The organism is Micromonospora globispora (assembly GCF_003857015.1).
In the GTDB taxonomy this organism is placed as follows: Bacteria; Actinomycetota; Actinomycetes; order Mycobacteriales; family Micromonosporaceae; genus Micromonospora; species Micromonospora globispora.
This window is the reverse complement of record NZ_QGGF01000688.1, coordinates 1-1,691: the sequence shown is the minus strand read 5'-3', so window position 1 is coordinate 1,691 and position 1,691 is coordinate 1. Positions and strand designations below refer to the sequence as shown.

The 1,691-nt window shown below is 76.2% G+C and carries 1 protein-coding gene and 2 pseudogenes; 1 reads left to right on the top strand and 2 read right to left on the bottom strand.

Features of this window, described 5'->3' with window-relative positions:
• Positions 1 to 320 (top strand): annotated as a pseudogene (locus tag DKL51_RS35420) (S1 family peptidase); the annotation flags it as partial.
• 81 nt (positions 321 to 401) lie between these two features.
• Here the strand turns inward: DKL51_RS35420 and DKL51_RS32090 are convergent.
• Together DKL51_RS32090 and DKL51_RS37715 are read right to left on the bottom strand one after the other, a co-directional pair.
• Positions 402 to 692 (bottom strand): YciI family protein, encoded by a 291-nt coding sequence (locus tag DKL51_RS32090; protein WP_124813148.1) that lies wholly within the window; start codon positions 690 to 692, stop codon positions 402 to 404.
• Positions 693 to 717: 25 nt separating this feature from the next.
• A pseudogene (locus tag DKL51_RS37715) lies at positions 718 to 1,641 on the bottom strand (type III secretion system chaperone family protein); the annotation flags it as partial.
• Positions 1,642 to 1,691 lie beyond the last annotated feature (50 nt).

Here is a 1,691-nt window from a genome sequence, read left to right as displayed (position 1 = left end):
CCGGCGGCGATCCGGCCCGAGCGGCTGACCTGACCGGTGCAGTCGGTCTGGCCGCCGGCCGGGCGCAGATCCAGCCCGACGGTCGCGCGTTCCGGATCGACGACGGCAACCAGGAGGCCTGCCTGGCCGCGCCGGAGGACGTCCTGGTCGGGCTGGAACTCCAGCGCCTCACCGGCGCCGCGTTCCGCACCGTGGCCAGCGCGGACACCTCCGACGGGGTGGCCCGGCTGAACGCCGACACCCCGGCCGGCGTCTATCGCTACCGGGTGGTCGGGCTGGACGGGGTCGGGGCGTACACCCTGGCGTTCTCCGCCGGCTGACGACCCGCTCGCGCCGGCCCCCGAGACCGCGGCCCCCGTCCACCACCGCCCGGTGGCCGGGGGCCGCGCCGCGCCCGGGGGTCAGCCCTCGCGCATCCGCTCCAGGCCGTCGGCGACCCGGCTGGCCACGAACTCGGTCACCTCGTACCCGGCGAGGCCGCGTGCGGCGAAGGGATCGGTGGCCAGCCGCGCATCCAGCTCCGCGCGGTCGACGCCGGCGGCCAGGATCACCCCACCGGTACGCGGCACCCGGCGGCCGGAGGCGAGGAAGATGCCGTCGGCGTACTGGCGGTCGAGCCAGCTCAGATGGTCCGGCAGCGTCTCGTCGACGCGGTCCAGGTCGGTCAGGTAGGTCAGGGTCACCACGAACACCCCGGGATGCTAGCGCCGGGACCTGTCAGGGCTGGGCGGCCACCGCCTCGGCGTACGCGACGCCGGTGGAGACGGTCGCGGTCACCAGCACGTCGAGCTGCACCGGGGCCACCCCGTACGCCAGGTCGGTGGTGACGTCGGCGGCGAGCACCAGCGCCCCGTCACCCGGGTCGTGCACGTACGCGGCGGGCAGCAGCCGGTCGTGGTTCCAGGCGTTGCAGAAGGCGTACGCCTCGGCGAGGCGGTCGGCCGGCAGCCGTCGGGTGGCCACCACCCGGGCGTGCAGGATCTCCCCCTGCCGCCCGAGCCGGCGGAACTGGATCACCGCCTCGCCCCAGCGGCCCACCACCGTGCCGTCGGGCTCCACCGCGTACTGCTCGCCCCGCCGGTCCAGCGCGGCGGTGAGCAGGGACAGGCTCAGCGGTACGGGTTCGTCCTCGGCCGGCTCGGACTCCGCCGCCGGACCGTCCGGCCACTCGTCGGGCGCGTCCTCGTCGGGCAGCGGCGCCGCCTCGGGCAACGGCCGTTCGGCCAGCCAGGAGGCGATCCGGCCGGACTGGTGCCCGGTGCCGTTGCGGGCGTCGAAGCTGCCGGCCAGCTCGGTGGCCATCGCGAGCAGCTCCGCGCCGAGCGTCGCCACGTCCATGTCGGCCGCCGGCCGGGGACCGTGGCCGGGCCGGTGCACCGGCCGCCCGCCCTCGCCGGCCTCGACCGCCAGCCCGCAGAGCAGCGCCCCGGCGGCGGCGAACTCCATCGCGGAGAGGTCGTCGTGCGGGTGGTCCAGTCGGGGCAGCTGCTCGGCGAGGATGTCCAGTCCCCAATCCAGGTGGCCGGCCAGCGCGCAGAACCGCAGGTGCGTGGCGAGCTGGGGGAAGGCGGCGCGTTCCCGCCGGTGCCGCCGGTACGCCCGCACGTGCGCCCGGCCGGCGCGCTCCGCCCCGCCCTGTCTCCTATACACATCTCACGCTGCCGACGATCGCATAACTGTAGATCTCGCCG